At 52.9% G+C, this 7,631-nt stretch carries 8 protein-coding genes; 4 read left to right on the top strand and 4 right to left on the bottom strand.

Annotation, left to right across the window (positions count from 1 at the left end; all coding sequences use genetic code 11):
* The first annotated feature begins 30 nt into the window (after nucleotides 1–30).
* Nucleotides 31–987 carry a sugar kinase gene (locus PGL01S_RS11605; RefSeq protein WP_127494681.1) on the top strand — a complete coding sequence of 319 codons (957 nt, stop codon included), beginning with the start codon at nucleotides 31–33 and terminating at the stop codon, nucleotides 985–987.
* Nucleotides 988–989: 2 nt separating this feature from the next.
* On the top strand, nucleotides 990–1,787 hold the full coding sequence (locus tag PGL01S_RS11600) for a DeoR/GlpR family DNA-binding transcription regulator (protein ID WP_127494679.1): 798 nt from the start codon (nucleotides 990–992) through the stop codon (nucleotides 1,785–1,787).
* 116 nt (nucleotides 1,788–1,903) lie between these two features.
* On the opposite strand, the gene nagA is transcribed toward PGL01S_RS11600, so the two are convergent.
* Nucleotides 1,904–3,082: an N-acetylglucosamine-6-phosphate deacetylase gene (nagA, locus tag PGL01S_RS11595; protein WP_127494677.1), complete on the bottom strand. Its 1,179-nt coding sequence runs from the start codon at nucleotides 3,080–3,082 to the stop codon at nucleotides 1,904–1,906.
* Nucleotides 3,082–3,807 carry a glucosamine-6-phosphate deaminase gene (nagB, locus tag PGL01S_RS11590; protein WP_127494675.1) on the bottom strand — a complete coding sequence of 242 codons (726 nt, stop codon included), beginning with the start codon at nucleotides 3,805–3,807 and terminating at the stop codon, nucleotides 3,082–3,084. Before nagB ends, nagA begins: the two co-directional genes overlap by 1 nt.
* Before the next feature lie 260 nt (nucleotides 3,808–4,067).
* Here nagB and fni point away from each other — a divergent pair, with 260 nt between their 5' ends.
* Nucleotides 4,068–5,138: a type 2 isopentenyl-diphosphate Delta-isomerase gene (gene fni, locus PGL01S_RS11585; protein ID WP_127494673.1), complete on the top strand. Its 1,071-nt coding sequence runs from the start codon at nucleotides 4,068–4,070 to the stop codon at nucleotides 5,136–5,138.
* A gap of 87 nt (nucleotides 5,139–5,225) precedes the next feature.
* Nucleotides 5,226–6,212: an MBL fold metallo-hydrolase gene (locus tag PGL01S_RS11580; RefSeq protein ID WP_127494671.1), complete on the top strand. Its 987-nt coding sequence runs from the start codon at nucleotides 5,226–5,228 to the stop codon at nucleotides 6,210–6,212.
* A 42-nt stretch (nucleotides 6,213–6,254) separates the two neighbouring features.
* On the opposite strand, the gene PGL01S_RS11575 is transcribed toward PGL01S_RS11580, so the two are convergent.
* Both PGL01S_RS11575 and cysC read right to left on the bottom strand, forming a co-directional pair.
* On the bottom strand, nucleotides 6,255–6,974 hold the full coding sequence (locus PGL01S_RS11575) for a sulfotransferase family 2 domain-containing protein (RefSeq protein ID WP_127494669.1): 720 nt from the start codon (nucleotides 6,972–6,974) through the stop codon (nucleotides 6,255–6,257).
* Nucleotides 6,971–7,606: an adenylyl-sulfate kinase gene (gene cysC / locus PGL01S_RS11570; protein ID WP_127494667.1), complete on the bottom strand. Its 636-nt coding sequence runs from the start codon at nucleotides 7,604–7,606 to the stop codon at nucleotides 6,971–6,973. Before cysC ends, PGL01S_RS11575 begins: the two co-directional genes overlap by 4 nt.
* Nucleotides 7,607–7,631 lie beyond the last annotated feature (25 nt).

The raw sequence follows: 7,631 nt of genomic DNA, 5'->3' as shown, positions 1-7,631 counted from the left end.
GTGTAGTAATTCTTTTTAGGAGGGGAAATCGTGCATCAGTCATCACCAGACGTAGTAACCTTTGGGGAATCGATGGCATTGTTTATGCCGCAGGAGCATAAGGCTTTGGAACGGGCAGCAACGCTGGAGCAAGGCTTTGGCGGCGCGGAAAGCAACGTGGCAATCGGACTTGCAAGACTCGGATGCTCCGTAGGCTGGTTCGGCGCGCTTGGCAACGATCCATTCGCCCGCATGATTGTGAAAACGCTTCGCGGGGAAGGCGTTGACGTATCGCGCGTGAAATTCAGCGACGAAGCCCCGACAGGCATGATGTTCCGCGAGCAGGTAGCGGGCCGCCTTGCCGTTCATTACTACCGCAAGCATTCCGCGGCAAGCCGGATGACACCGGAAGAGCTGGATGCGGATTATATCCGCGGAGCCAAGCTGCTCCATATTACGGGCATTACGACGGCTCTTAGCGAAAGCGCGAAGCAAACGGTGCTTCGGGCCGTGCAGATTGCAAAAGAGGCTGGCATAAAGATTTGTTTTGACCCGAATCTGCGCCTTAAGCTATGGTCGATTGAGGAAGCGCGAGAAGTGCTGCTCCCTCTTGCAGAAGAAGCGGATTACTTCCTGCCGGGTTGGGACGAGCTGAAGCTTTTGTACCAGACGGATGATTTCGAGGAAGTGAAGGCAAAGCTGAAGCAGCTCAAAGCGGTTACGGTTATTAAAGGACTTGGCGACACGACGGTTGTGCTTGATAACGGCGAAGAAGTAAGCGTCCCGTTCTATCCGGCCGAGAAGGTAGTCGATACGGTTGGAGCAGGCGACGGCTTCTGCGCGGGCTTCCTCGCTGGCGTGATGAAAGGCATGACGCCAGTGGAAGCGGTTGGCCTGGCCAGCATCAACGGCTCGCTTGTCGTGCAAATGCGCGGTGACTGGGAGGCTCTTCCGGAGTGGAGCGCCGTTGAACAGCGAATGTCCTCTAAAGCGTGGGTGGAGCGATAACAATGGCTGATTCGAACGTTTCTGGATCCAAGGGGCAGCGCCGCCGCGAAGCGATTTTGCAGCTGCTCAAGCAGCAAGGACGCATTACGATTCAAGAGCTGGTGGAACGCTTTGATTGCTCGGAGGCGACGGCTAGACGCGATCTTGAGCAAATGGAAGCGACTTATCCGATTATTCGAACCATCGGCGGTGCGATGTATGACGGCATGAATACGGTCCGCGACACGGCGTTTGCGGAACGGGAAGGGCTGTCGTATCTGGAGAAGGAGCGTATCGCCGCCAAAGCGGCATCGCTTATTGAAGAAGGCGATGTGATTGGCTTGTCGGGCGGAACAACGAACTATCTGATTGCCAAGCTGCTTAAGCTGAGAAGCGGGATTACCGTTGTTACCAACGCCGTCAATATCGCGATGGAGCTTGCGGGCAGCAGCGTCCAGGTTGTCGTAACCGGCGGCATTATGCGGCATAACAGCTTTGAGCTGTGCGGGCCGCTTGGCGAGGGAATGGTCGCGCATCTGAATATCGGCAAAATGTTCATCGGAGTGGACGGCATATCCGCTGCCGGCGGCATTACGACCTATTCCGAGCAGGAAGCCCAGATTGCCAAGGCGCTTATCAAACGATCTCATACCACGTATGCGGTGTTTGACCAGACAAAGGTAGGCAAAACCTCGTTATTCTCGATCGCTGCGCTTCCCGAGCTGCAGGCTTTTATTACCGATGTGCCGTTAACGGGAGATCTGGCGGACAAAGCCGGGCAGCATCAGATCGTTGTCCATGTGGCAGCGGAGCAGGAATAGCTGGCCCAATAGAATAAGGGCTGCGTGAAAGTCGTAAGGATGACTTTCGCGCGGCCTAGCCGAAAAATAGAAAGAGCGGTTGAAAGGGAGATCATCCCCTTCAACCGCTCTTTGTTTTACTCGACCGAGTAGACTTGTCTGCCGTTTACCCAAGTCGACCGTACTTTCCCGAAATCAGATTCGGCAAGCACGAGGTCCGCTTGTTTGCCAACCGCGATGGAGCCGGTCCGCTCGAACAAGCCGAGCTGTCTTGCCGGGTTGGCGCTGGCATAACGGCTGATCTCATGGACGGATAACCCGGAATTCTCCAGCATGTAACGGAAAGCGTTAATCATCGTCAAGCTGCTGCCGGCCAGATTGCCTTCCTGCAGCCTTGCTACGCCATCCTTCACGATAACGGGAAGTCCGCCAAGGTCATACAAGCCATCCGGTCTTCCGGCCGCGGAGATCGCATCGGTAATAAGAATAAGCTTATCCTCCGGCTTGGAGGAAGCGAGCAGCTTGATCGCTCCCGGATGCACGTGATGGCCGTCAGCGATAAGCTCGGCGTAAATCCGGTCATCGGTCAGCACGGCGCCTACGGTGCCCGGCTCGCGGTGATGAAGCGGGCGCATGGCGTTATAAGTATGAACGGCATGCGTAAGTCCAGCTTCCGCCGCTTGCGTCATCACTTCAAAGGTTGCATCGGTATGGCCGCATGCGACAACGACGTTATGGTCGGACAGCCATTTGATTGCGTCGATGGCGCCTTCATTCTCGGGAGCGAGCGTCAGCAGCTTGAGAATGCCCGGATAACGCGCCGTCCAATCCTCCAGCCAGTCGATACGCGGCGGCGACAGGAAGGCCGGATTTTGGGCTCCAATCCACTTGAGGCTGATAAAAGGTCCCTCCAAGTGGACGCCAAGCAGCGGAGCGTACGGCATATCTTTTTTCATATAAGCGCTGGTTGCTTGGAATACCGCTTCAATCGCTTCTTGCGAGGCCGTTACGGTTGTAGCCAGCATCCCGGTCGTGCCTTGGGAAGCATGGAACTTCGTAATCGTGTCGTAGCTTTCTTCATTGGCATCCATGAAATCTCCGCCGAATCCGCCGTGTACGTGGACATCGATAAAGCCCGGAAGCAGCCAAGCGCCTTGTCCGTCCAGAACTTGATCATAGCCCGTTGTCTCTAGCTTGGCTTCATTAACGCCAGCAATAATACCGTCCTTGATGCTTACGCTGCCTTCCGTCACGCGGTCTTCCAGAACGATCTTTACGTTATGAATGAGCAGCGAATTGCCGCCTGGTTGTGTCATTATCCCAACATCCTTCCCGCCTCGCGGTCAAGAAGCACGGTTACGCGCGGATGCGTCTGGAGCAAGGATGCCGGTACCTCCGTCGTAATGGGGCCGGTCAACGCTTGTTTGACGATATCCGCTTTATCCGCGCCGCGTACCACGAGAACAATCGAATTTGCCTTCAGAATGGAGCCAACGCCCATCGTAATCGCGTATTCCGGCACTTCGTCCATGCTGGCGAAAAATCTCGCATTCGCTTCCCGCGTCTCATCCTTCAGCTTCACGACGTGAGTTTCGCCCGATAAAGCATGATCCGGCTCATTAAAGCCGATATGGCCGTTATGGCCGATTCCGAGAAGCTGGACATCAATCTGCCGTTCCAGCAGCATGCGGTCATACTGCGCGCATTCCGCATCAAGATCCTCCGCCATGCCGTTTGGAAGAAAAGTCTGCGTATCCGGAATATCGATATGAGCGAATAAATGCTTGTTCATATAATAAGCGTAGCTTTGATCGTTATAAGGCTTCAGCCCGACATATTCGTCAAGGTTAAACGTCGTAACATCGGCAAAGGATACGTCGCCTTTGCGGTATTTCTCTACCATTTTGGCATAAATGCCTACGGGTGTCGATCCTGTTGCAAGTCCTAGTACCGCGTTTGGCTTCGATTTAACGATATCGATGAATAGCTCGGCCGCAAAGGCGTCCAGCTCTAATTGCGTGTCAAAAATCCGTACGTCCATGGAAGATGCCCCCTCAATCTCATTTGACTCTATTCTAAATTATATTATTCATTTTAACAACAAAATTGATTGTAAATTTCATTTTAATGATTATAAACGTCAAAAATACAGTCAGGTCTTGTCCTATCCTTGCTCCGCTCCCGATCGCTGGGTTATGATGAACAAAAGTATTCTCGCAAAGCTTAAAGCTTATGCTTAAATGCCTGTGGCCATTTAGCATACGGCGGAGGTTGGCTATACAAATAGGAGGATTGCCCTATATGACAGTAGAGCAAATATCGGGGGCAAGCGCTTCCACATCGAAACGCAAAAGCGAGCATATCCGCATTTGCCTGCAGGAGAACGTAACGGGGGAAGGAATTGAGACGGGATTTGATCAATTTCGTTTCCGTCATAATGCCCTTCCCGAAATCGCGTTTGACGATATCAGGCTGGATACGGAATGGCTGGGGCGCCGCATGCGAACGCCCTTGCTGGTCAGTTCGATGACTGGAGGCACAAACGAAGCAGGAGCGATTAACCGGCGCCTGGCCGAAGCGGCGGAAACAAGGGGCTGGGCGATTGGCCTGGGATCAATGAGGGCCGCAATCGAACAAGAGGAGCTGGCGGCTTCCTTTTATATAAGAGATATCGCGCCATCCGTACCCGTGATCGCAAATCTAGGCGCCGTTCAGCTCAATTACGGTTATGGGGTCGATGCCTGCCGCAGGGCGGTGGAAATCGCGGAGGCCGATGCGCTTGTTCTTCATCTGAACAGCATGCAGGAAGTGTTTCAGCCTGAGGGGGATACGAACTTCCGCTCGTTGCTGCCCCGGATTGAGGAGGTGTGCCGCGCTTTGTCCGTGCCTGTGGGAGTTAAGGAAGTAGGCTGGGGAATTGACGCCGGTACGGCTGCGGCTCTTGCTTCGGCAGGCGCAGCCTTTATAGATGTAGCGGGAGCGGGCGGAACATCCTGGAGCCAGGTGGAAAAATACCGCCAGAATGATCCGATGCGAAGGCTCGCGGCCGAAGCTTTCGCCGGCTGGGGGATTCCGACCGCCGAGAGCATAAAGGAAGTGAAAAGCCGCCTTCCAAATACGACGGTCATTGCGAGCGGCGGTCTTCAGCATGGCGTTGACGCGGCGAAGTCGATTGCGCTTGGCGCCGATATTGCAGGCTTTGGACGGGCTCTTCTTCCGCGAGCGGCAAACGGAGAGACAAGGGTATCGGTCGAGCAGCTCATTGAGCAGTTCGAGCGTATTGAATTTGAGCTGCGCGCAGCCATGTTCGGAATCGGCGCCGCGTCGATTTCCGATCTTCAGCATACAACCCGGCTTATTCCAGCGCGGTAAGCAATTAAGTACGGGAAGTTAGGCGAATACTAGACTGTCGGTTGGGTACACGATGGTTGAATGGCGTATAGGGAGGGCACAGCATCCATGACGGTGGAGACAAAGGTGTGGGACGGCGGATGGATTCAAGCGAAAATTCCGCTTCCTTTTTCATTAAAATGGGTTAACAGCTATTTGATTCCAGAGGACGGCGGGGCATATACCGTTATTGATCCCGGTCTGCATACGGATGACGCGCTTGCGGCTTGGGAGGAGGTATTCCTTAACCATGGTTTAAGTATGGAGCAAATCAAACGCATTGTGCTTACGCACCAGCATCCGGACCATTACGGTCTTGCCGGGTATTTCCAAGAGCGGACGGGCGCGCCCGTGTATATATCGGAACGTTCCCACGGTTATACGCGTCGTTTGTGGGGAGAGAGCAGCACGTACTCGGAGGAGCTCCGCGCGCATTTCGCCATCCACGGGATGCCGGATGAGCTGACGCTCGACATTAAGAACAACCTGGACGGATTTGTCCGCCAAGTATCGCCGCAGCCTGAAGTGACCTACCTGAAAGCTGGCGGAACGATACGGCTTGGCGGAACGGAATGGCAAATGATTGATGCCCCGGGACATGCTTTCGGGCAGCTGTGCTTCTACGAGCCCAATAAGGAAATCATGATATGCGGGGATCAGGTATTGCCCCATATCACGCCGAATATTGCTTTTAATCCGGGTGAGGAAGAGGATCCGCTTGGCTGTTTCCTAAACAGCCTGGACGAGTTGTTAGGCTACAAGGTGAAGCTGGCTTTCCCCGGCCATCGGGAGCCGTTTGACGATTTTATCAACCGGATCTTTGAAATAAAAGAGCATCATAAACGTCGGCTGAGTAAAATGTGGGATATGCTTCGAGAGCCAAGCAGTGCTTTTGAAGTATGCGAGCATCAATTTGGCGGTCATCTGAGGACGAATCCCCATAATTTGCGCTTTGCCATGTCGGAGACGATTGCCCATCTCCATTATTTGGAGAAGCGGGGGAAAGTGATTCGGACAGGTACGCCGGATACGGTCATGTTCCGGACTGCCGAATAAAGGAATAGGAAGAAGGCTTCACGGTTGTGAGGCCTTTTTTATTTAACTTCTGGCCGCTCTTAAATAGGATTTGAGCTGATTCGTTTGTTCGGATGACAAGTCCAATACGCTTTCGTTAAATCGGTTGCAGGCATGCTCATACAGCTTCCGGTCAATCTCGTTTTTTAGAATGACGTTTTTGATGGCATCGCCGGATAACGTGCTGTATGCCGGGCGGTTAGGCGTTACATTGACTTTAGGGTAATACTGCGGTTTCCAGTTCATGATTTGCGCAAGCAGAAATAACGAAATGTCATATTGCTCCGCAAGGCCGACAAAAGCGAAATGTTTGTCTAGATGAGAGCGGGCTTTTTTGAAACTTGGATACGGGTTATTGATTTCGCCCGTTATCATCCTGGCTTGAAGATTGCAGTACTCGGCATCGTAGTAAGGGTTAAGAACATACTCCTCGAAGGTAAGCTCTTTATCGTAAGAGACTTCGTATGCAGGATTTTTATACTTGAAGTAAAAATGGGAGAGGGTCCGTTCGAGAGGATGGCGAAGCATCGTAATATACCGGTAAGGCCGCTTCGTAAAATGATGAATGCCGTAAATGAAATGTCCGCATAAGGCATCCGCGTCGATAAGCTCCTCACTTAATTGAATGCCGTCCGTCAGCGTATGGAAATGAACGGTGTTCGGACAATTATCGGTGATCGTCTGGGTAAACGAGGAGCCAGCCGTTTTTGGAATATGCAAATAAAATAGCAGCTTGTTCGTCATGGTTCCATCTCTGTTTCGAGGCTTGAGGGGGCAAGCAGCCGGCTCCGAATGTAGGCCATCGCTTCGATAACCGAATCGGCTACGGAGCGTTCATCCGTCTTAAGTACAAGCTCTGCCCGAAGGGGCGGTTCATAAGGGGCAGAAAGGCCGGTAAAATGCATGATTTCCCCGGATCTTGCTTTTTTGTACAATCCTTTTGGATCTCTGCGCTCGCATTCCTCAACCGTGCATTGCACGTACACCTCGATAAAATCGCCCGGTTTACACAGTGCCCTCACTTTGTCCCGGTCTTGTCTGTAAGGGGAGATCGCGGCTACTATCGTTATCATGCCGGCATCGGCAAGCAGCTTCGCTATTTCGCCAATCCTGCGGATATTCTCCGACCGATCCTCCGGACTAAAGCCCAGATCCCGGTTTATTCCGTGCCGGAGATTGTCGCCGTCCAAAATGTAGGTGCGGCAGTGCTGTTTATGCAGTTCATTCTCTATAGCCGCAGCTAGAGTGGATTTGCCGGAACCGGACAGGCCGGTCAGCCAAAGGATACAACTTCGGTGACCATTCAGTCGTTCTCTGTCTTCTCGGGTTATACAGGAGGTATGCCATTTGATATGTCTCTCATTCCTCTCTTTCATTCTTGCTGGCCACTCCTCTCGCAAT

The organism is Paenibacillus glycanilyticus NBRC 16618 (assembly GCF_004000805.1).
Taxonomy (GTDB): Bacteria; Bacillota; Bacilli; order Paenibacillales; family Paenibacillaceae; genus Pristimantibacillus; species Pristimantibacillus glycanilyticus.
Note: the sequence above shows the minus strand (reverse complement) of the source record. Positions and strands in the feature narration are given on the sequence as shown.